The 21,663-nt window shown below is 65.5% G+C and carries 18 protein-coding genes and 1 pseudogene; 13 read left to right on the top strand and 6 right to left on the bottom strand.

Features of this window, described 5'->3' with window-relative positions; translation table 11 throughout:
* Window positions 1–130: 130 nt before the first annotated feature.
* From J2R76_RS36715 to J2R76_RS36700, 4 genes are all read left to right on the top strand, one after another.
* Complete coding sequence (locus J2R76_RS36715; RefSeq protein WP_253625653.1) at window positions 131–1,159, top strand: AraC family transcriptional regulator; 1,029 nt, start codon at window positions 131–133, stop codon at window positions 1,157–1,159.
* 97 nt (window positions 1,160–1,256) lie between these two features.
* Window positions 1,257–2,123 (top strand): S1C family serine protease, encoded by an 867-nt coding sequence (locus J2R76_RS36710; protein ID WP_253625652.1) that lies wholly within the window; start codon window positions 1,257–1,259, stop codon window positions 2,121–2,123.
* Entirely contained in the window at window positions 2,120–2,494 is a 375-nt protein-coding gene (locus tag J2R76_RS36705; RefSeq protein WP_028342536.1) for a response regulator transcription factor, read from the top strand. The genes J2R76_RS36710 and J2R76_RS36705 overlap by 4 nt, the downstream gene beginning before the upstream one ends.
* A gap of 397 nt (window positions 2,495–2,891) precedes the next feature.
* On the top strand, window positions 2,892–3,104 hold the full coding sequence (locus J2R76_RS36700; protein ID WP_168855778.1) for a hypothetical protein: 213 nt from the start codon (window positions 2,892–2,894) through the stop codon (window positions 3,102–3,104).
* A gap of 139 nt (window positions 3,105–3,243) precedes the next feature.
* On the opposite strand, the gene J2R76_RS36695 is transcribed toward J2R76_RS36700, so the two are convergent.
* The gene (locus J2R76_RS36695; RefSeq protein WP_057019241.1) at window positions 3,244–3,594 is read right to left on the bottom strand and encodes a hypothetical protein; all 351 of its coding nucleotides are present in this window, start codon (window positions 3,592–3,594) and stop codon (window positions 3,244–3,246) included.
* Window positions 3,595–3,943: 349 nt separating this feature from the next.
* On the opposite strand from J2R76_RS36695, the gene J2R76_RS36690 reads away from it, so the two are divergent.
* The 7 genes from J2R76_RS36690 (at window position 3,944) to J2R76_RS36660 (ending at window position 12,932) form a co-directional block, all read left to right on the top strand.
* A complete protein-coding gene (locus J2R76_RS36690) occupies window positions 3,944–5,035 on the top strand; it encodes a mandelate racemase/muconate lactonizing enzyme family protein (protein ID WP_253625651.1) in 1,092 nt (363 codons plus the stop codon).
* A 219-nt stretch (window positions 5,036–5,254) separates the two neighbouring features.
* Window positions 5,255–6,673 carry a M20 family metallopeptidase gene (locus J2R76_RS36685; RefSeq protein WP_057019239.1) on the top strand — a complete coding sequence of 473 codons (1,419 nt, stop codon included), beginning with the start codon at window positions 5,255–5,257 and terminating at the stop codon, window positions 6,671–6,673.
* 407 nt (window positions 6,674–7,080) lie between these two features.
* A complete protein-coding gene (locus tag J2R76_RS36680; protein WP_057019238.1) occupies window positions 7,081–8,871 on the top strand; it encodes a peptide ABC transporter substrate-binding protein in 1,791 nt (596 codons plus the stop codon).
* 279 nt (window positions 8,872–9,150) lie between these two features.
* Window positions 9,151–10,107: an ABC transporter permease gene (locus tag J2R76_RS36675; RefSeq protein ID WP_016842735.1), complete on the top strand. Its 957-nt coding sequence runs from the start codon at window positions 9,151–9,153 to the stop codon at window positions 10,105–10,107.
* A complete protein-coding gene (locus tag J2R76_RS36670; RefSeq protein ID WP_028334911.1) occupies window positions 10,073–10,990 on the top strand; it encodes an ABC transporter permease in 918 nt (305 codons plus the stop codon). Before J2R76_RS36675 ends, J2R76_RS36670 begins: the two co-directional genes overlap by 35 nt.
* A complete protein-coding gene (locus J2R76_RS36665) occupies window positions 10,987–11,967 on the top strand; it encodes an ABC transporter ATP-binding protein (protein WP_141340051.1) in 981 nt (326 codons plus the stop codon). Before J2R76_RS36670 ends, J2R76_RS36665 begins: the two co-directional genes overlap by 4 nt.
* The gene (locus J2R76_RS36660) at window positions 11,964–12,932 is read left to right on the top strand and encodes an ABC transporter ATP-binding protein (RefSeq protein ID WP_168855782.1); all 969 of its coding nucleotides are present in this window, start codon (window positions 11,964–11,966) and stop codon (window positions 12,930–12,932) included. Before J2R76_RS36665 ends, J2R76_RS36660 begins: the two co-directional genes overlap by 4 nt.
* 188 nt (window positions 12,933–13,120) lie before the next feature.
* On the opposite strand, the gene J2R76_RS36655 is transcribed toward J2R76_RS36660, so the two are convergent.
* The gene (locus J2R76_RS36655) at window positions 13,121–14,083 is read right to left on the bottom strand and encodes a LysR family transcriptional regulator (protein WP_253625650.1); all 963 of its coding nucleotides are present in this window, start codon (window positions 14,081–14,083) and stop codon (window positions 13,121–13,123) included.
* A 100-nt stretch (window positions 14,084–14,183) separates the two neighbouring features.
* On the opposite strand from J2R76_RS36655, the gene bla reads away from it, so the two are divergent.
* Window positions 14,184–15,083, top strand: coding sequence for a class A beta-lactamase (bla, locus tag J2R76_RS36650; RefSeq protein ID WP_253625649.1), 900 nt, complete (start codon window positions 14,184–14,186; stop codon window positions 15,081–15,083).
* A 34-nt stretch (window positions 15,084–15,117) separates the two neighbouring features.
* Here bla and J2R76_RS36645 read toward each other — a convergent pair.
* Window positions 15,118–16,540, bottom strand: a pseudogene (locus J2R76_RS36645) (amidase).
* A gap of 222 nt (window positions 16,541–16,762) precedes the next feature.
* On the opposite strand from J2R76_RS36645, the gene J2R76_RS36640 reads away from it, so the two are divergent.
* Window positions 16,763–17,677 (top strand): ankyrin repeat domain-containing protein, encoded by a 915-nt coding sequence (locus J2R76_RS36640; protein ID WP_253625648.1) that lies wholly within the window; start codon window positions 16,763–16,765, stop codon window positions 17,675–17,677.
* 115 nt (window positions 17,678–17,792) lie between these two features.
* Here the strand turns inward: J2R76_RS36640 and J2R76_RS36635 are convergent, their stop codons facing one another.
* The 3 genes from J2R76_RS36635 to J2R76_RS36625 all read right to left on the bottom strand — a co-directional run bounded on the left by J2R76_RS36635 (window position 17,793) and on the right by J2R76_RS36625 (window position 21,658).
* Entirely contained in the window at window positions 17,793–18,359 is a 567-nt protein-coding gene (locus tag J2R76_RS36635) for a c-type cytochrome (RefSeq protein WP_244558909.1), read from the bottom strand.
* Window positions 18,360–18,606: 247 nt separating this feature from the next.
* Complete coding sequence (locus J2R76_RS36630) at window positions 18,607–20,316, bottom strand: PQQ-binding-like beta-propeller repeat protein (RefSeq protein ID WP_253625647.1); 1,710 nt, start codon at window positions 20,314–20,316, stop codon at window positions 18,607–18,609.
* A 403-nt stretch (window positions 20,317–20,719) separates the two neighbouring features.
* Complete coding sequence (locus J2R76_RS36625) at window positions 20,720–21,658, bottom strand: carbohydrate kinase (RefSeq protein ID WP_076830636.1); 939 nt, start codon at window positions 21,656–21,658, stop codon at window positions 20,720–20,722.
* Window positions 21,659–21,663 lie beyond the last annotated feature (5 nt).

The raw sequence follows: 21,663 nt of genomic DNA, 5'->3' as shown, positions 1-21,663 counted from the left end.
CTGCCCAATGCCGTCGCATCGTCCTGACCGCCGATCAGGCAGATTGCACGACGAAACGGCGTTCCCCTTTGCCGCGGGATGCTCTAGGCTGCCTGATGTTTTAGACCTCAAACAACTCCGGACGGCCGGCGTGACTGCTGTTGGCAACGAGGTTTCGGCAAGCGCAAATCCGGCAAGCGCAAGGCTCAAGGATTTCGCACGCGTCGCGACGGCGCGCGTCGATGACGCGGCGGAAGCGATCGGCCGCATCTTCTGTCCGCACGATCTGACGCCGGTCGATCATTCCGCGAGCGATTTCTCCGCGCATCACAATTGCGCCGACTTCGACGGCTTCTCCGTCAACTATGTCGCCTATGGCGGATCGGTCGCGATCAATCCCGGCTGCCTCGACCGCTTCTTCCTGCTGCAGATGCCGCTGTCCGGCTCGGCCGCGGTGCGGACCGCCGCGCGCGAGCTCACCACCGGACCACGGCACACGGCCTCGCTGCTGTCGCCGACCATTCCGACCGAGATGACCTGGCGCGGCGACTGCGCTCAGCTGATCTTGCTGCTCGACCGCAAGCTGGTCGAGCATCGCGCCGCGGCGCTTGGCGGCCTGGCGGTGAGGCCGGTCGAGTTCGATCCGGCCGTCGCGCTGAGCGGGCCACTCGGGCAGACGCTCTCGGCCAAGATCGAGCAGCTTGTCACGGCCGCCGAGCAGCTCGGGCCGCGCAAGGCTTTGTCGGCGGTCGCGGCGGCCGATTGGCGCGAGTCGTTTCTCAATGTGCTGCTCAACGAGCAGCGGCACAGCCTGAGTTCGGCGATCGATGTCTTCAACGGCCGCACCGAGGCCCAGCCGGCCGCCTTGAAACGCGTGCGCGCCTATCTGGAGAGCCGCGCGACCGAGCCGATGGACCTCGCCGAGCTCGCGGAGATCGCGGGCACCGGCATCCGCGCGCTGCAACTCGGCTTCCGCCGTCACTTCGGCACCACCGTGTCCGAGATGCTGCTCGACATCCGCCTCGCCCATCTCAACGCCCGCCTCAAGACGGCACGGCCGGGCGAGCGCATCGTCGATATTGCATTCGACCTCGGCTTTACCCATCTGAGCCGGATGGCGAGCGCCTACCGCGCCAAGTTCGGCGAGAGCCCGAAGGCGACCCTGCAGCGGCTGAGCTGAGCGGCAGTTCCGGGCGGCCCGGCCACGCCCTGCCCATCCGGCCAGTATCGCCGTCAGCCGCGACATCCCAGATTGAGGGAAGCCAACGGAGTTTCCCATGACCGAACCGAATATCCTGTCATCGCTGTCATCTGCCCTTGCGGAGACCATTGCACGCGCTGCGCCCGCCATCGTCTCCGTGCATTCGCATCGCGCGCGCGCCTCCGGCTTTGTCTGGAAGGTAGGCCTCGTCGTCACCGCCGACGAAGCGCTGGCCGACGAGGGCGAGATCGAAATCCAGTTCGCCGACGGCAGCCGCAGGCCAGCGACCGTCGTCGGACGCGACCACACCACCGACGTCGCGCTGCTGCGCGTCGAAGGCGACGTTGCCCCCGTCAAGCTCTCGACCGAGAACCCCGCGTTGGGATCGCTCGCGGTGATCGTCGCCGCCGACCGCGGCGCGCCGACCGCGCGGCTCGGCATGGTCGCACTGTCCGGCCCGGCCTGGCGCAGCCTGCGCGGCGGCGAAATCGATGCACGGATCGAGCTCGACGTCCGGCTGCGGCACAGCCAGCAGGGTGGCCTCGCGCTGAACGCCGCGGGCGAGCCGTTCGGCATGGCCGTGCTCGGCCCGCGCCGCGTGCTGACGATCCCGGCTACGACCATCGAGCGGGTCGCAGGCCAGCTCGAGAAGAGCGGCCGCATCGCGCGCGGATATCTTGGCGTCGGATTGCAGCCGGTCCGGCTCGACGATGGCCTCGGCGCGATGGTGATGAACGTCGACAAGGCCGGCCCCTCGGCCGCCGCCGGCATCCGGCAAGGCGACGTGATCATTGCCGTGAATGGCGAGAAGCTGTCCGGCGTGCGCGCGCTGTCGCGCGGCCTCGGACCGCAGAGCGTCGGCACGGTGGTCGAGCTCACCGTGCATCGCGGCGGCGAACCGCTGAAGTTCAAGGTGACAGTCGGCGAGAGGCCCGAGACGTGAGCGGTGAGCCGGCCAACGACATCGTCATCGCGCTCGAGGTCGACGACGCCGTCCTCGCCGACCGGCTGGCGACCCTGCTCGGCAGCGTCGCCGGCCTGCGGCTCGCCGCGCCGGGCGAACAGGCCACGGCGGCGGTCGTCGCACGCAACCGCGAGGCCGCGGGCGCCGGCGACTTCGAGCTGACGCCGCGCGAGCTCGACGTGCTGGCGCTGCTGGCGGAAGGCGCGTCCAACAAGATGATCGCACAGCGGCTCGGGATTTCCGTCCACACCGCCAAGTTTCATGTCGGCTCGCTACTCGACAAGCTCGACGCCACCGGCCGCACCGACGCCGTCGCCCACGCCGCGCGGCGCGGGGTGATTAATTTGTGAGAGGTGGGATGACTGTTGTAGTAACGCTGAGCTGAGATCTCTCCACCCGTCGTCCCCGCGAAAGCAGGGACCCATACGCCGCGGCAGATGTTGCAGGCGGGACTCGTCATTGTCGTCCTGGCGAAAGCCAGGACCATAACCACCGCATTTGACAGTGAACGAGATCGTGGCCCTAGCGTCGCGCAACATTGCGCACTTGGGGTAATGGGTCCTGGCCTTCGCCAGGACGACTGCGAATCTTCGTGCGCACTCGTCAGTTGCACGCAGCCACTGCACAGCGACCCCAAATCAGTGATTTGGAAAATTCCGCCCTGCGGACACCCGACTCAGTATTCGACCAGATACAGACGCCTTCACGATCTGGCTATGCAATCTTCAGCCAACAAGAAGAAACGGCATGAAGAAGCTGATCGGTCGTCATCGGGACATTCAATACACACTCACCAACATCGAGCCCGACCTCTGGGCCTGGTCGTTCGACATCAACGGCAAGACCAAGCAAGGCACCACGCGCGCGCGGCTCGACCTGCTGGCGCGGCGGCGCGTCTGCACGCTGATCGATCGCGAATTGAAACGCGCGGAACGTACCAGGCCCAACGAGCCTGACTGATCGCTCTCCCCGGTGAGGGTCCATTGGACGGGCCGCGCCTATCAGAAATGAAAACTCCCGCAGCGCCGGCTGCGGGAGTTGTTGGCATCGGTGGCCGCGGGGAGGTCCAACCACCGATACCGACATTCGCTGACCCTGGTCAGGCTGTTTTGGCGAACATCGTCAGCACGCCATCGGCAATGTTGATAGCGACGACCTGCGACGAAGTCAGGCCCTTGGCCTTGAGCGCGGAGACCGCCTGCGGTGTCGCGTCAATCGACTTCCGAAGCGACTGGATGTCGTCTTCCTTGGTCTTTGCCATCGCATCCTCGATCTTCGATCGCATCTCGGGCTTGAGGTCCTTGATGTCGACGACCTGTATGCTCCGGATGACGGTGGACTGATCAGATGACTGCGGCGGCGCATTGGGTTGCGTGCCTTGCGCTTGCACCAAGGCGGGCGTTCCGAGGACGAGCGCGGCAACAGTGACGAATGCTGTGAGATTGCGCATGGTCGATTCCTTTTCGAGGTCAGCAAGCGATAAAACCTACGCGCGAAGTTTGGCTGACGTCTGATTTTTCCATGGCCATTCATTGGAGCCAATGCGACCGCAATGCGGGCGTCGAAGCCCGCTCAGCCGCAGCGTCGACGTCCAGCACGCGGCATCGCTCGTCTCCACGACACCCGCACGGTCCCAGTCCGTTATGACCGCCGATCTGCATGGCGGTCATATGCTTTGCATCTCCGAAGGCACGCCGATCGCTCAAGGCAGACATTCGCAGGCGCAAGGTTGCAGGCAGCCGGGGCTTTTGAGATCGTGTGTCACGCATTGCAGTCGTCCCATGACAAGGAGTTCCGGCGTGGCCATCCTCAAGGACCTCAGCATCGGATTCTACAAGATCCCGCTCCCGGTGGTGCTGAGCGACAGCACGCACGGGGAGATCAAGGCGTTCGAGCTCGTCACGATCCGCGCCCGCGATGCCGACGGCGCCGAAGGCACCGGCTACACCTACACGGTCGGCCGCAATGGCGGCGCCATCGCCGATATCCTGGGCCGCGAAATCACCGAGATCGTACGCGGGATGGAGGCCGACGACACCGAGCAGCTTTGGCACAAGGTGTGGTGGGCGCTGCATTATGGCGGCCGCGGCGGGCCGGCGGTGCTGGCGCTGTCCGCGCTCGACATCGCGTTGTGGGACCTCAAGGCGCGGCGGGCATCGCTGCCGCTGTGGCGGCTGCTCGGCGGCTTCGACCGTCGCGTGCCCTGCTATGCCGGCGGCATCGACCTCGATCTGCCACTGGATGGTTTGCTGAAGCAGACCGACGACAATCTGGCCAAGGGCTTTCGCGCCATCAAGATGAAGGTCGGCCGGCCGAGCCTTGCGTCCGACGTGGCGCGCGTGAAGGCGATGCGCGGCCATCTCGGCGACGAGTTTCCGCTTATGGCCGACGCCAACATGAAATGGACCGTCGAAGAAGCGATCCGCGCCGCGCGCGCCCTGCAACCCTTCGACCTGACCTGGATCGAGGAGCCGACGATTCCGGACGACGTCGCGGGACACGCCCGCATCGTGCAGGCCGGCGGCGTGCCGATCGCGGCCGGCGAGAACCTGCGCAGCCTGTGGGAGTTCAAGCCGTATATCGCCGGCGGCGCGCTGTCCTATGCCGAGCCCGACGTCACCAATTGCGGCGGCGTGACCAGCTTCCTGAAGATCGCCCGGCTCGCCGAGGCCTTCAATATTCCCGTCACCAGCCATGGCGCGCATGACATCACCGTGCATCTGCTGGCGGCGTGCCCGAACCGGTCGTATCTCGAGGCGCACGGCTTCGGCCTCGACCGCTATATCGAGCACCCGCTGGTTCTGGAGCAGGGCATGGCGATCGCGCCGGATCGCCCGGGGCACGGCATCGCCTTCGACTGGAAAGGCCTGGAGCGGCTCAGCGCCGCCTGACGCAGAAACATTTCTGCACACCAAGACGTGACATTCGGAAAAGCAGGTCTGCCGGCGCGCGCTAGGCGGCGTCGCGACAAGCTGCTAGCGTTTCGCGCTTCAGATTGCCCAAAGAGCGATGAAATCATCGCGCTTTGGGTCATTGTCTGAGCATGATCTTTTCGGAAAACCGCTTCACACTTTTCCGGATCATGCTCTAGCGTTAAGGGATCGGAGCAAATGGACAACCGTAGTGATGTTTGGCGCGGCGTCGACGCGATCAAGCCGCGTTTCATCGAATTGAGCGACCGGGTCTGGGCGATGCCCGAGGTCTGCTACACCGAGGCGCGCTCATCCGCCGAACATCTGGCCGAACTGCGCCATCAGGGTTTTCGCATCACCGAGAACGTCGCCGACATCCCGACCGCGGTGATGGGCGAATGGGGCGAAGGCGGCCCGGTGATTGCCTTCCTCGGCGAGTATGACGCCCTGCCCGGTCTCAGCCAGGAGGCCGGAATCGCCGAGCATCGCCCGGTCGAGAGCGGCGGCCACGGCCATGGCTGCGGACATAATCTGCTCGGCTCCTCCGCGCTGCTCGCCGCGACCGCGGTGAAGGACTGGCTTGCGGCCAACAAGGTGCCGGGCCGCGTGCGCTATTACGGATGTCCTGCCGAGGAAGGCGGCGCGGCAAAGGCCTTCATGGTGCGCTGTGGCGCGTTCGAGGACGCCGACATCGCCATCACCTGGCATCCGCACAGCTTCTGGGAGGTGGCGGTGACGCCGTCGCTCGCCAACACCCGCGCCGATTTCATCTTCACCGGGCGCACCTCGCATGCGGCAGCCTCGCCTCATCTTGGCCGCAGCGCGCTCGATGCGGTGGAATTGATGAATGTCGGCGTCAACTACATGCGCGAGCACATGCCGAGCGACGCGCGGGTGCACTACGCGCTGCTCGACACCGGCGGCATCGCGCCCAACGTGGTGCAGGCCCATGCCCGGGTGCGCTATTCGATCCGCGCCCGCGACCTGCCCGGCATGAACGAGCTGGTCGAGCGCGTACACAAGATCGCGCAGGGCGCGGCGCTGATGACCGAGACCAAGGTGGAGATGAAGATCATCTCCGCGGTCTCCAACATCCTGCCCAACACGCCGCTGGAACAGACGCTGCACCGGATCATGGAAGAGCTCGGCCCGCCGCATTTCGACGATGCCGACAAGGATTTCGCCGGCAGGATCCGCGCAACCCTGACAGACAAGGACATCGCCTCGGTCTATTACGCGATCGGCATGGAGCCGACCGACCGGCCGCTCGCCGACTTCCTGGTGCCGATCGACGCCAAGCGCAATCCGCTGATCGGCTCGACCGACGTCGGCGACGTCAGCTGGGTGGTGCCGACCGTGCAGGTCCATGCACCGACGGTTGCAATCGGCACGCCGTTCCACACCTGGCAGGTTGTGGCGCAGGGCAAGACGCCGGCCGCGCACAAGGCGATGGTGCAGGCCGCCAAGGCGATGGCCGGCCTCGGCGTCAAGGCGCTGATGGAGCCGGAGCTGATCGCGGCCGCCAAGGCCGACCTCAAGAAGCGGACCACAAGAACGCCCTATGTCAGTCCGCTGCCGGCGAATGTTGCACCGCCGTTGGATATGTCGATCGCCTGAGAGCCGCGTGTGCGGGCCGGACCTGCTCTTGGCAACGAGGTCCGGCTAGGGCCCGCTCCGATTGGACCGGAACGGGGCTCTGGATTTTTGTTTGACGCGTTTTCTTCACGCGAACCGGCAGCCAGTTCACGCGAATACGCTGCTGCGTGGCAAAAAAGCATCTCGGAACAAAGGATAACGAACAAATTTTCCGCACTGAAAGGCGCGCAAGGGCATGCTTTGGCGCCGATCTGCTGAACCGGTGTGCGGCAAGGGGAGGTTCTGCACAAGCGATAGCCAAAAGACCTAGGCGCTGAAGGGCGGGAGGCGTTGACCTTCGCGGTCATTCGGTGTGCCATCCTGCCGCCAACACGGCGGCCGGTTCCACGGCCCGCCGCAATAACCAATTGAGCCGGACCGAGGGGACAATGTTCGACAGGAATCTGCGTGGCATGATCGACGACGTGAAGGACGGGCGGATGGATCGCCGCGCCTTCGTCAAGCGAATGATTGCCGTCGGCCTCACCGCGCCGATGGCCAACCAGATCCTTGCGATCGGCGGCGTCGCGATGGCGCAGAGCCCGAATCCCTACAAGCCGACCAAGCGCGGGGGCGGCGGTCCGCTGAAGCTGTTGTGGTGGCAGGGCCCCACCCTGCTCAATCCGCACTTCGCCACCGGCACCAAGGACCAGGACGGCTCGCGGCTGTTCTACGAACCGCTGGCAAGCTGGGACGTCGACGGCCATCTCAACCCGATCCTCGCCGCCGAAATCCCCTCGATCCAGAACGGCGGGCTTTCCAAAGACGCCAAGTCGGTGGTCTGGAAACTCAAGCCCGGCGTCAAATGGCATGACGGCAAACCCTTCACCGCCGACGACGTCGTGTTCAACTGGGAATATGCCACCGACCCCGCGACCGCAGCCGTCTCGAGCGGGACCTATTCCGGCATGACCGTGGAGAAGGTCGACGACCTCACGGTCCGCATCAAGTTCAAGGATCCGACGCCGTTCTGGGCCAATGCGTTCGTCGGCGCCTATGGCTGCATCATCCCAAAACATCTCTTCGCGGAGTACAAGGGCAGCAAGTCGCGCGAGGCGCCGAACAATCTGAAGCCGGTCGGCACCAGCCCCTACAAGTTCGTCGAGTTCAAGCCGGGCGATCTGGTGCGCGGCGAAATTAATCCCGATTACCACATGCCGAACCGGCCCTATTTCGACACGATCGAAATGAAGGGCGGCGGCGATGCGGTGTCGGCGGCGCGCGCGGTGATCCAGACCGGCGAATATGATTTCGCCTGGAACATCCAGGTCGAGGACGAGGTGCTGCTGCGGCTGGAAAAGGGCGGCAAGGGCAAGACGCTCTATGCCGTCGGCGGCGACATCGAATTCATCGCCATCAACTTCACCGACCCGAACACCGAGGTCGACGGTGAACGCTCGTCGATCAAGACCAAGCATCCGATCCTGTCGGATCCGGCGGTGCGCAAGGCGCTGGCGCTGCTGGTCGACCGCGACTCCGTCAAGAAGGTGATCTACGGCCGCGCCGGCCGCGCCACCGCCAATTATCTCAACGGCCCCGAGGAGTTCGTTTCCAAGAACACCAGATGGGAGTTCTCGGTCGAGAAGGCGAGCGCGCTGCTCGAACAGGCCGGCTGGAAGGTCGGCTCCGACGGCATCCGCGAGAAGGACGGCAAGAAGCTGAAGCTGCTGTACCAGACCTCGATCAACGGCCCGCGGCAGAAGACCCAGGCGATCGTCAAGCAGGCCTGCCAGAAGGCCGGCATCGACGTCGAGCTGAAGTCGGTGGTGGCCTCGGTGTTCTTCTCCTCCGACGTCGCCAACCCCGACACCTATTCCAAGTTCTACGCCGACATCGAGATGTTCCAGATCCCGATGACACAACCCGACCCGGGCCTGCACATGCGCCGCTATCTGTCGCGCAATGTCGCGACCAAGGAGAACAAGTGGCAAGGGCAGAACTTCCCGCGCTGGGTCAACAAGGATTTCGACGCCGCGATCGAGGCGGCCGATACCGAGACCGATCCGATCAAGCGGGCCGAGCTCTACATCAAGTGCAACGATCTGATGTGGCAGGACACGGTGGTGATCCCGGTGATGCACCGCCTCGCAGTGGAAGCCTGCTCCAACACGGTGCGGCCCGCACTCTCCGGCTGGGCCAACCAGACCGACAATCTGCAAGACTGGTATCGTGAAACCTGAGACACGGGGACAGGTTCGGAGTTTGAGTAGGTGCATCTTCTCCCTCTCCCCGTTCTTACGGCTCGAGACGAGCGGAGCTCGCTCTTGGAGGGTCGGGGTGAGGGGCTCTCTCCGCAAATGCGTTGGAAGGTGAGTTCGTGCAGAGTCCCCCTCACCCGGAATTCAAGCTGTGCTTGAATTCCGACCTCTCCCCGCACGCGGGGCGAGGTGAAGCTCGCCTTTCGACTGGAAGCAAGATCAACGTGCTCAAGGTGCGAGCGTTAGTTAGATGATCTCTCGATGAGTCAATATATCCTGCGTCGCCTGATGATCGCGATCCCGAGCCTGCTCGGGATCTCGCTCGTGCTGTTCGTCGTGCTGGCGCTCGCGCCGGGCGATCCGTTCAGCGAGCTCGCGACCAATCCGAACGTGCCGCCCGAGGTACAGGCCGCGTTGCGCGCCAAGTTCGGCCTCGACGACCCAATCTATCTTCGCTACCTGCACTGGCTCGCGGCGATGGCGCAGGGCGACTGGGGCTTCTCCTTTGTCAGCCGGATCAATGTCGACACGCTGATCCTGCAGCGGCTGCCGACCACGCTCTACGTGATCGGCTCGGCGCAGCTGCTGGCGCTGCTGATCGCGATCCCGGTCGGCGTCTATGCCGCCACCCGGCCGTATTCGATCTTCGACCAGCTCGCCAACACCTTCGCCTTCATCGGCTTCTCGCTGCCGACCTTCTTCACCGGCATCCTGTTCATCCTGGTGTTCTCGGTGAAGCTGGACTGGCTGCCCTTCGTCTACACCGACGTACCGGGCAGCGGCATTCCCTGGCTGCTGGAGATGATCCGGCAGGCGATCATGCCGGTGATGGTGCTTGGCCTGTTCCAGGCGGCGTCGATGACCCGCTTCGTGCGCTCGGCGATGCTCGACGTGATCCGGCTCGACTATGTCACCACGGCCCGCGCCAAGGGACTCGGGCAGGCCAAGGTGATCGTCAAGCACGTGATGCGCAACGCGATGATCCCGGTCGTCACGCTCATTGCGCTGCAAATGCCTGCCGTGTTCGGCGGCGCCATCGTCACCGAGCAGATCTTCCGGATTCCCGGCATCGGCTCGCTGCTGATTTCCTCCATCCTCGCCAATGACACGCCGGTCGTGATGGCCGTGACCTTCGTCTTCGCGTGTCTCGTGGTGCTGTTCAACCTGATCGCAGATGTCCTCTATGGCTGGCTTGACCCTCGCATCTCCTTCCGCTGAGCGGCGCGGCTATTCGCCCTGGCGCGAAACCTGGCGGCGCTACCGCCGGCACCGGCCCGCCGTGGTCAGCGCCGTGCTGCTGCTGCTGCTGATCGCAGCCGTCGTGATCGGCCCGTTCGTCTGGCGCGTCTCGATCAGCGACATGGACGTCGTGGCCGGCCTGCAGGGCCCCTCGCTGGCGCACCCGTTCGGCACCGACGATCTCGGCCAGGACCTGCTCGCCCGCATGATCTATGGCGGGCGCATCTCGCTCGCGGTCGGTCTCGCCGCGATGCTGGTCTCGGTGTTCGTCGGCACGCTGATCGGCGCGCTCGCCGGCATGTCGCGCGGCGCGCTCGGCTACGCGCTGATGTGGCTGACCGACTTGTTCCTGTCGCTGCCGCAATTGCCGCTGCTGTTGATGCTGATCTATCTGTTCCGCGACGGGCTGAAGGCGATGTTCGGCCCGGAGGGCGGCATCTTCATCCTGATCGTGCTGGTGATCGGCGGCTTGCGCTGGATGCCGGTCGCGCGCCTGGTGCGCGCCCAGTTCCTGTCGCTGCGCGAGAAGGAATTCGTCGAGGCCGCGCGCGCGCTCGGCGCAAGCCCGGTGCGCCAGGTGGTGCGCCACATCCTGCCCAACGCGCTGGGCCCCGTGATCATCGCCGGCACGATCGACGTCGCCGCCGCCATCATCGCGGAATCGACGCTGTCGTTCCTCGGCCTCGGCTTCCCGCCGGATACGCCGACCTGGGGCCGCATCCTCTATGACGCCAAGGATTTTCTCGACATCGGCCCGCATTGGGCGCTGTTCCCGGGTGGCGCGATCTTCATCGCGGTGGTCGCCATCAACTTCATCGGCGACGGGCTGCGTGACGCGCTCGACGCGCGCAAGGTGATCTGATGGCGCTGCTCGACATCAAGGGCCTGAAAACCCATTTCACCACCGACGACGGCATCCTGCAGGCGGTCGACGGCGTCGACATCAGCATCAACCGCGGCGAGACGCTGTGCGTGGTCGGCGAATCCGGCTGCGGCAAGACCGTCACCGCGATGTCGATCCTGAAGCTGATCGCCATGCCGCCGGGCAAGATCGTCGAAGGCGAGATCATCTTCGAGGGCCGCGACCTGGTGCCGCTGACCAGCCACCAGCTCGACGACATCAGGGCCAAGGAGATCGGCTTCATCTTCCAGGAGCCGATGACCTCGCTCAATCCGGTGCTGACCATCGGCGAGCAGATCGCCGAGAGCCTGCGCCGCCACGAGGCGGTGACCAAGAAGCAGGCGCTCGAGCGCACCATCGAGATGCTGAAGCTGGTGCAGATCCCCAACGCCGCGGGCCGCGTGCATCATTATCCGCACCAGTTCTCCGGCGGCATGCGCCAGCGCGTGATGATCGCGATGGCGCTGGCCTGCCGCCCCAAGCTTGTGATCGCAGACGAGCCGACCACCGCGCTCGACGTCACCATCCAGGCGCAGATCCTCGACTTGTTGCAGGACATGAAGGAACGCTTCGGCATGGCGGTGATGCTGATCACGCACGCGATGGGCGTCGTCGCCGAGACCGCGCAGCGCGTCGTCGTGATGTACGCCGGCAAGGTGGTGGAGGAGGCGCCGGTCGACGAACTGTTCGGCAATCCCGGCCATCCCTACACTCAGGGCCTGATCCGCTCGATCCCGCGCATCGATCTCGACGCCGCGCACAAGACGCGGCTGGAGGCGATCGGCGGCTCGGTGCCGATCCTGATCAACCCGCCGCCCGGCTGCCGCTTTGCCGCCCGCTGCAAATACGCCATGAGCATCTGCACCGAAAAGGAGCCGCGGCTGCGCGAGATCGCGCCCGGCCACCGCATGGCCTGCCACCTCGGAGACGCGTCATGACCGAGCCGCTGCTGCGCGTTTCCAATCTGAAGAAGCATTTTCCGGTGCTGGGCGGCCTGCTCTCGCGCGAGGTCGGTCAGGTCTATGCGGTCGACGGCGTGTCGTTCTCGGTCAACCGCGGCGAGACACTGGGGCTGGTCGGTGAATCCGGCTGCGGCAAGTCGACCACCGGCCGCTGCGTGCTGCGGCTGATCGAGCCGACCTCGGGCGAGGTCGTATTCGACGGCCGGAGCGTCACCGGCCTCGGCGGCGGCGACCTGCGCGCCATGCGGCGGAACATGCAGCTCGTGTTCCAGGACCCGTTCGCCTCGCTCAATCCGCGCATGACGGTCGGCGCGATCCTCGGCGAGCCCTTCATCATCCATAACCTCGTGAGCTCGGCCAGCGAGCGCGAGGACCGCGTCGCGAGCCTCCTGGTCAAGGTCGGGCTGAAGGCCGAGCACATGCGCCGCTACCCGCACGAATTCTCCGGCGGCCAGCGCCAGCGCATCGCGATCGCCCGCGCGCTGACGCTGGAGCCGAAGCTGATCGTGTGCGACGAGCCGGTCTCCGCGCTCGACGTCTCGATCCAGGCCCAGGTCATCAACCTGCTCGAGGATCTGCAGGCCGAGCTGAACCTCACCTATCTGTTCGTCGCCCACGATCTCTCGGTCGTGGAGCACATCTCCGACCGCGTGGCGGTGATGTATCTCGGCCGCATCGTCGAGCTCGCCAAGGCCAGCGATCTCTACCGCAACCCGCAGCACCCCTACACCAAGGCACTGCTCTCGGCGGTGCCGGTGCCGGATCCCAAGGCGAAGCGCGACCGCATCCGCCTGAAGGGCGACGTGCCGAGCCCGATGAATCCGCCCAAGGGCTGCCACTTCCACACGAGATGTCCAATCGCCGAGGAGCGCTGCCGGCAGAGCGCGCCGGAGTTGCTGGAAGGCAGGAATGGGCATTCCGTGGCGTGCCATCTGGCGTAGGTCGCGCGCCAGATGCGATAGCCAGCCGGCGCGGGAGCGCACCGCCTAAAATATCGAAAACAACCCCATGCAAAGTAGCCGGCGGCTGCGGGCGTCCGACACGGCACTTGACATGTCGGGCAAATCAGCGGCATCATTCGATAATTCAGAAATAATGGCGACGATAGTTGAAGTCACGTCGTCAGACGTTAACGCCGCTTGGTGTTGGTCCGCGGCTTCGGTCCGGCCTTTGTCGTGATCTTCCGCCGCGGTGCGGGCGCGACGGCGTCCTCCACCTCATTCACCTCCGTCCGCAGCGTCTCGAGCAGCCAGTCGCGAAACGCGCGCATGCCCGGCGTCACCTCGCGCGACTTCAGCCAGGTCAGCCAATAGGATCCCGCCGGGACCTCGGCCGCGAACGGACGCTTGAGCCGGCCGGTGGCCAGCTCATTTTCGAACATCGCGATCGGCACCAGCCCGACGCCGACGCCGCGCGCGGCGGCCTCGGCCATCGCGATCGAACTGTCGAAGATCGGCCCCTGGATTTTCGGACACGGCGCGCCGGCGACCGCAAACCATAGCGGCCATTCCTCGGCGCGGTAGGACCGCAGCAGGAATTCCTGCGCGAGATCGGACGGCTTGCGCAGCCGGTCCGCCGCGTCGGGGCAGCACACCGGCGAGAGCGGTGCGGACAACAGATGGATCGCCTCGGTGCCGTGCCACGAGCCGTCGCCGAAGCGCAGCGCGAGATCGAGCCCGTCGCCTGCGATGTCGACGCGGTTGTTGTTGGTGAGAAGACGCAAATCGATATAGGGATGCGCGCGCTTGAAGCGGTCGACCCTTTGCAAGAGCCATCCGGTCGCGAACGTCGTGACGCAGCCGACGGTCACGACCTCGCGCGTGCCCTTGGCCTCGATGCGGTCGATCGCGGCGCCGATCCGGTCGAGCGCGTCTGACAGCACCGGCAGCAGCGCCAGCCCCTCGTCGGTGAGCACCAGCCCGCGCGGCAGCCGGCGGAACAGGCTCGTGCCCAGGAGATCCTCGAGCTGCTTGACCTGATGGCTGATCGCAGTCTGCGTCACGCGCAGCTCCAGCCCGGCGCGGGTGAAGCTGAGCAGCCGCGCGGAGGCCTCGAAGGCGCGCAGCGCGTTCAGCGGGAGATGCCGGCGCACGGCGTCATGACCAAGTTTTCCTCATGTCTCGCTGTATAAATGATTGTTTGTGCGCCGTCACGCCGCCCGGCAGGTTCGCGCCGCCAACGGGAGATTCGACATGCTGACAAGACGGACATTTGGATTGCGCGCGCTGGGCCTTGCGGTGTCCTGCACTTTGCCGCGGCAAGGCGCAGCGGCAGGACCAGGCGAGCCGGCGCAGCGGCTGCAGCAGGAGTTTGCGCGCATCGAGCTGGCAACCAGCGGCCGGCTCGGCGTCGCCGCGCTCGACATGGAGACGGGATTGCGCGCGAGCCGGCGCGGCGACGAGCGGTTCCCGATGTGCAGCACCTTCAAGGCGTTGGCCTCGGCCGCGGTGCTGCACCGGATCGACCGCGGCGAATCCAGCCTCGATCAGCAAATCCGGTTCGAGGCCAAGGATATCTTGGCCAACTCGCCCGTCACCAAGGAGCACGTCGCCTCGGGCATGACGCTTGCCGAGCTTTGCGAGGCCGCCCTCACAAGGAGCGACAACACTGCGGGCAACATGATCCTCCGCGAGATCAGCGGGCCAGCCGGCCTGACCGGCTTCTTCCGCACCATCGGCGACAATGTGAGCCGGCTCGATCGCTGGGAGCTGGCGCTGAACGAGGCGGTATCAGGCGATCCGCGCGACACCACGAGTCCTGTCGCGATGCTGAAGGACTTGCAGCGCGTCGTGCTCGGCGATGTCCTGTCCGCGGCCTCGCGCCAGAAACTGATCGATTGGATGGTCGCAAACAAAACCGGCGACGCAAGGCTGCGTGCCGGCGTGCCCCGCGACTGGCGGGTTGCCGACAAGACCGGCACCGGCGAGCGCGGCACCTACAACGACATCGGCGTGTTCTGGCCGCCCGGCCGCAAGCCGATCGTGGTGACGGCTTACCTGACCGGGGCAAGTGCTCCCATCGAGAAGTGCAACGAGGTGATCGCCAATGTCGCGCGCGCCGTCGCCAATGCGAGCACCGGGCAGACCGGCTAAACCGGCGACGCCGCGACCGGCGGCGCCGACAACATCAGGCCGGCCAGCGACCAAGCAAGTCGCTCGCCGCCTCGAACAACGCTGCAACGCGCAATAGTTCGGCATCGGCCCGGAAGCGGCCGACCAGGTGCAGTCCGATCGGCAGGCCGTCGCGGCCGAAACCTGCGGGGATGCTGACGGCGGGATGCCCGGTCATGTTGAACAGCATGGTCCAGGGAAACCAGTGCGGCCGCACGCTGTCGAAACTCCGGCCGTCGATCTCGATCGTGCCAAACAGGTCCTGGTCGATCGGCAGCGCCGACCGGGTCAAGGTCGGCATCGCCAGGAGATCGCCGCGCGCGAACAGCGACTGCACCCGGCGGAAGAGCGCGGTGCGCTCGAACATCGCCCGCTGGTAGTCGACACCGCTGACCTGGGCCGCCAGCGCGAGCTGCTTCAGGAAGGTTGCGCTGAGATCATCCGGATGATCGGCCCCGAGCTTCTCGAAGCGGGTGCGCCAGACGGTGTGATTGATCGCACGCCAGATCGGCTCGATGTCAAAGCCGTCGCCGGAAAACTCTTCGAGCTCGGCGCCGAGGCTCGCCAGACGGTCGAGGCTTGCCTTGAACGCGGCAGCCACATCGGACGTGACCGGACGCCGCGGCGGCGACACGCAGAACAGCACCCGCCGGCCCTTGAGGTCGCCGCGCGGGGCGGCAAGCCCGAGATAGTCAGGCACCGGCACCCCGATCGACCAGGGGGTCCGACGGATCCTCTCCCGCCATCGCCTGCATCATCAGCGCCGTATCCGCAACGGTGCGCGTGGTCGGCGTGACATAGGTCTGGTTGCCGAAAGTGTCCTGCACCTGGCTATGCGGGATCACCCCGTTGCTCTGCTTGATTCCGACCACACCGTTGCAGGCGGCGGGAATCCGGGTTGAGCCGCCGCCATCGGTCGCAACCGCCAGCGGCGCGATGCCGCTCGCGACGGCCACCGCCGCGCCGCCGCTGGAGCCGCCACTGGACCGCTCGGCACTCCATGCATTGCGGGTCCGCCCGAACAGCGGCGAGTCGGTCAGGCACTTGCTGCCGAACTCCGGCGTCGTGGTCTTGCCGATCAATATGCCGCCGTGGGCACGGAGGCGGGCCACCGCGACGGCGTCATTGTCGGGCACGTTGTCCCGGTACGGCACCGCGCCGAAGGTCGTCCGGACGTCTTTGGTGTTGACGATGTCCTTCACGGTGAAGGGGATGCCGTGGAGCAGACCGGCCGGCTCGCCAGCCGTGATTTGCCGCTCGGCAGCTTTCGCCTGCGCCATCGCCGCGTCACCGCACAGCGTGATGAAGCAGTTCAATTCGGGTTGCAGCCGCTCGGCACGGGCGAGCACCGCGCGCGTTACCTCGACAGGCGAAACCTCCTTGCGGGCGATGCGCCCACGAAGCTCAACGGCAGACAGCAGACACAGATCGTCGCTCATTTGGGCAAGGACTCGCGTCAGATAGGGTCGACGCCCGCATCGTGCCGCGCTGCAAGCGGCAAGTCCATCGGCTCGGACGCATGGCGAAAGGCCACGGAGCCGCGACGGCGCATGGCCTGCCGGCGCGGCGGGCCCTTCCCGGCCGCGCGGCTTGGCAGCGACGGAGGATCATGCGACGCTCGACCGAATGGCGCTGCTGTCAGCATGACGGAGGACCACGCCTTGTATCGCCGCATCCCCCTCGCCGCGCTGATCGTTGCCGGCAGCGTGCACGGCAGCCTCGCGGCGCTCGATCCGGCGCGATGCCGCGAGCTGATCCGCAAATACGAAACCGACAAGGCCCAGCTCAGCGCGATCGAGATCTCGCTGTCGCTATTTGCGGCCGCCAATGCCGATTGCATCAACCTTGCCACCGAGCTGCTCGATCACGGCGCCTCGGTCGACGCGCGGGACCGGCTGGGCGCAAGGCCGCTGAGCCACGCCGCCCGCTCCGGCCATCTTGCCATGGTCGACCTGCTGCTGGCACGCGGCGCGCCGCTCGATGCACGCAACCTCGCGGGATCGACCGCGCTGTATTTTGCTGCCGAGCGCGGCCATGTCGCGATCGTGCAGCGCCTGATCGACCGCGGCGCCGACGTCAATCTCACCGGACGTAGCGGCGCCTCCCCGGTCGCGGCCGCCGCCTATGCCGGCAGGGACATGGTGGTGCGCATGCTGCTGGCGTACGGCGCCGACGGCCGCAAGGCAGACGACACCGGCAAGCCGCCGGTCGTCTACGCCGCGGCGGGCGGCCAGCTCGGCATCGTCAAGCAGCTGCTCGCGCACGAGATCGACATCAACGCGCGCTACGCCAACGATCTGACGCTCCTGATGTGGGCCGCCGGCCCTGACGAGACCGTGCCGGAGGCGCAAGCACTGGAGGTCGTCTCGTACCTGCTGGAAGGCGGCGCCAAGGTCGACGACCGCGATGCGCGCGGCCGCACCGCGCTGATGATCGCCGCCGAAGGCAATCATCCGGCGATTGCCAGGACACTGCTGGCGCACGGCGCCGACCCTGCGCTGGCCGACAAGGCCGGCAAGCACGCCGCCGATCTCACCATCCTCTCAGTGCTGCGCGAAGAGCTGACGCCGCGTTGAGGCGACTTGCTCGGACGTCATGGCCGGGCTTGTCCCGGCCATCCACGTCTTCTTTTGCCTGGATACCAAGACGCGGATGCCCGGGACAAGCCTGGGCATGACGAGTGCCCGCCGCTCACAGCCCCGCCAGATAGTCCACCAATGCGGCAAGGTCGTCGCGCGACGTTGCCAGCATCAGGTCGGACATGCCGGGATTGTTGCCGCGCGCACGGGTGCGGAAATCGGCGATGGTCTTGGCGAGATAATCCCGTCCCATGCCGGCAAGCCGCGGCACCGTGCCGTCGCCCTGGAAGCGATCGAGATGGCAAGCCGGGCAACCGACCGAGCGGCTGGCGCTGACCGCCTTCTCCGCCACGTCCTTGGGCGCGCGCGGCTGGCCGAGGTCAGGCCACGGCTTCTGCGAAAAATATTCCGCGATCGCCAGCATATCGTCGCGCTCGAACTGCGCCGCGATCGGCTGCATGATCTCGTTCTTGCGATCACCGCGCTTGAAATCGCGCAGCTGGATGTAGAGATAACCGGCCTGCTGGCCCCAGATCGTCGGAATGGTCTTGTCGACGGGCTTGCCGTTCTCGCCATGGCAGCCGGCGCAGACCTGTACTTTTTCCTCAATCGTCTCTGCGCGCGCCTGCGCTGCCATCAGCAACAGCGCGACGCCGCAAATCATCAATTTACCGAACATTGGCTCATCCTGAGGCGCAGTATCGGTCCACCTCCGTCATTGCGAGGAGCTCGCGACAAAATTGCAAAGCAATTTTGCGCTGGAGCGACGAAGCAATCCATGCTTCCACAAACGCGGCACAATGGATTGCTTAGCTTCGCTCGCAATGACGTGGCTGGACCTTTTATCCGACCAAAACAGAGGCGGGACCGAACCGGTCCCGCCTCGCCGTCAATGTTTGCACGCGTGATGATGCATCAGGCCCGGCTCAGTCGAGCGTGAAGGCGATGATGTTGTTGCCACGCTTGTAGTCGAGCTGGGTGTTACCGCCCGCGCCGACCACGATATATTGCTTGCCGCCGACCATGTAGCTCGACGGCGGCGCGTTGACGCCGGCGCCGGCGCGGAAGCTCCACAGCTCCTTGCCGTTCGACGAATTGTAGGCCGCGAACTTGCCGTTGCCTTCGCCGGTGAAGACCAGGCCGCCGGCGGTGGCGAGGATGCCGCCGATCATCGGCTCGGGCGTGTTGACCTGCCATTTGATCTTGCCGTTGTTGTAGTTCACCGCGGTGATGTTGCCTGCCTGCTTCTCGCCCGGGATCACCTTGAAGGCGCCGCCCAGCCAAAGCTTGCCGTTCGGATAGGCCGAGCTTTCGACGTGGTAGGTCATCGGCTGGTGCAGATTGATCGCGTAGGCCAGCTCCTGTCCCGGATCGGTTGCGATCGGCGACCATTCGACGCCGCCATTGGCGCCGGGCAGCATGCGCGCGCCTTCCTTGGTCGGCAGCACCCACATGTTCTCCTGCGGCACCATCGCCTCGGAGAAGCGGATCAGGCTGCAATCCTTGCGATCGTGCACATAGATGTGCCCGGTCTTGCCGGCATGGATGACGCCGGGAATCGTCTTGCCGCTCTTGTCCTTGACGTTGACCAGCACCGTCGGGCTGACCGCGTCGAGGTCCCAGACGTCATGGGCGATGTACTGGAAGTGGCAGACATACTTGCCGGTGTCGAGATCGAGCGAGACCAGCGAATTGGTGTAGAGGTTGTCGCCGGGCCGGTTCGACCCGTCGAGGTCGGGCGACGGGTTGCCGACGACGAAGTAGATCCGGTTGGTCGCGAGATCGACCGACGGGTTCTGCCACACGCCGCCACCGAGCTTGGCATAGGGATCGCCGATCTTGGCGAGCATGTCCTTCTCGGCCTGGATATTGCGATGCATGTCACGGCCGGTGGCATCCTTGGTCGCCCAGACACCGACGGAGTTCTCCGGAATGGTGTGGAAATTCCAGAGCTGCTTGCCGGTCTTGGCGTCATAGGCGCGCACGAAGCCGCGGATGCCGTATTCGCCGCCATTGGTTCCGATCAGCACCTTGTCCTTAACCACGGTCGGCGCCATCGTCTCGCTGTAGCCGAGCTCGGGATCGGCGATGTTGGTGGTCCAGACCACCTCGCCGGTCTTGGCGTTCAGCGCCATCAGCTTGGAATCGAGCGTCGCCAGATAGACCCGGTCGCCGAGCACCTGGACGCCGCGATTGTTGGGACCGCAGCAATAAACCGTGATCGGGCCCATCTTGTGGGCGTAGTGCCAGAGCTGCTGACCGGTCTTGGCGTCGAGCGCATAGACATGGCTGAACGACGTCGTGACGAACATCACGCCATCGACGACGATTGGAGATGTCTCAAGCGATTCCTTGACGTCGGTCTGGAAGATCCATGCGACGTGCAGGTCCTTCACATTGTCCCGGCTGATCTGCTTGCCCGGATAGAATCGCGTCTGGGCATAGTTGCCGTTGGTGAGCAGGAAATCCCTGCTGTTCTTGTCGGCGGCGTTGAGCTGCTCCTGGGTTACCGGAGAAATATTGGCGTTGCCGAGGACCGACTGCTTCTCCTGCTTGACTTCCTGCGCGATGGCGGCGCCCGACAACAGGCCAACGCCGAGCGCGGCGGCGAATGCCGCAATCCCTCTCACATACATATCTTCCCCCGTTGTTTCTTGGCAATATTAGGGATGCGTGTCTGCTACTTCCCTTCGAGGCCCGGTCGCCCTGGCGAGCCCGCAACCCGTTGCGTGGCCTGGTTGCGCTGCAATAGACGATCAAAAAAGGACGAAGACAGGTATCGATGGATGGATTCCATGTTAGCGCGGTCTTTCACAAAGACAACAGATGCGCTCAATGCGAAGCCGAAGCAGCATGACTTCGCACGATCGAAATGCAGCGATCGCGGGTTGGCATCAAATCCGAGCGATATCGGGTGCTTCGGACGCTTTCACGCATCGCCGGGCAGATTTGCCTTCGCAGGCGCAGCACGCAAAATGAGACTAAGCGTCAAGCGACGGCATCGCGCGGGAGGCCGCGCCGGCTGAGGCCCTGCATGGCTTACCAATAGTCGGCCGGCAACTCCCGGCTGCGCGGCGGATCGGCGCCGGGCCGCGTGCAGGTGAAAGCGGCGCATTTGCAGGCAAAGGACAACGCACGGGTCAGCTCGGCTGCGGAGACGTCGCGCAACTGCGGCTGCGCGATCCGGTCCAACCGATGCAACGCGGCGAGCAGCGCCGCCTGAAAGCTGTCGCCGGCGCCGATCGTATCGACGACGTTGACCACCGGCGCTTCGGCCGCGATCGGTCCTGCCTTGCGATGCCAGGCGCAAGCGCCATCATTGCCGCGCGTAATGACTACGAGCGATGCGCCGCCCGACAGCAGCGTCTCGGCCCGCGCAGCATGGGCCTCGTCACCGAACAGATAGGCGAAGTCGACGTCGGACATCTTTACGATGTCGGCATTGCCGCAGAACGCCAGCATGCGCGCGCGATAAGCGTCCTTGTCCTTGACGAGGTTCGGTCGGCAGTTCGGATCGAGCGAGATCGTCACGTTCGGCCGCGCATCCTCGATCAAGGCCAGCGTCTCCGCCGCACCCTTGTCATGGACCAGCGTGGTCGAGCCGGTGTGCACGCAGGTGACGCCGTCAAGCGCGACCGCATCGCGCCGATAGGTCCAGTTCCGCGACGCAGTGTCGGCGTCATAGAAGGCGTATTGCGTCTCGGTGCCGGTGACGCGCGCAAAGGCCAGCGTGGCCTGGCGATTGCTCCGCGTGGCGCGACGAAGATCGACGCCGGACGCCGCGGCATGATCGGCGATCATCCTGCCGAAGGTGTCGGTCGAGATGCCGCCGACAAAGCCGGTGGGAACATCGAGCCGGGCGCTGCCGATCGCGATGTTGAGGCAGGAGCCGCCGACGGCGGGCGTCAAGGCCTCACGTCCGTCCGCCGTCTTCGACGGCAGGAAATCGATCAGCGCATCTCCGCAACTCAGCAGCATGGGGC

The organism is Bradyrhizobium sp. USDA 4532 (genome assembly GCF_024171315.1).
Taxonomy (GTDB): Bacteria; Pseudomonadota; Alphaproteobacteria; order Rhizobiales; family Xanthobacteraceae; genus Bradyrhizobium; species Bradyrhizobium australafricanum.
The sequence above is the reverse complement of the archived record's forward strand: the minus strand, read 5'-3'. Positions and strand labels throughout refer to the sequence as shown.